Source organism: Psychrobacter sp. TB55-MNA-CIBAN-0194, from assembly GCF_040309505.1.
GTDB lineage: Bacteria > Pseudomonadota > Gammaproteobacteria > Pseudomonadales > Moraxellaceae > Psychrobacter > Psychrobacter fozii.
Genome location: NZ_JBEOOW010000123.1, coordinates 1 through 292, shown reverse-complemented (window position 1 = coordinate 292; position 292 = coordinate 1). Strand labels below are relative to the sequence as shown.

At 47.9% G+C, this 292-nt stretch carries 1 protein-coding gene; it reads right to left on the bottom strand.

Annotated elements, in window-relative coordinates; genetic code table 11:
• Positions 1-292 (bottom strand): glycine--tRNA ligase subunit alpha (locus AAEY75_RS14520; RefSeq protein WP_352259957.1); only part of this gene is annotated, 292 nt, incomplete at both ends.

Here is a 292-nt window from a genome sequence, read left to right as displayed (position 1 = left end):
GGGCAAATACTTATCGAGCGCCGCTTGACGATGCGCCTCATCGGCTAATGGGAAGCCCAGCTTGGCACGCGCTTCCACATAACCAATGGCAACTTTACGCGCCAATGTACGTACACGCAGAATAAAGCGCTGACGTTCGGTCACCGAAATTGCACCGCGTGCATCCAGTAAATTAAAAGCATGTGATGCTTTTAATACCATTTCATAGGCAGGTAATGGCAACCCTTCAGCAACCAATTTATCTGCTTGCTGCTCATAAAAGTCAAACATCTGACCCATCATTGGCACATCA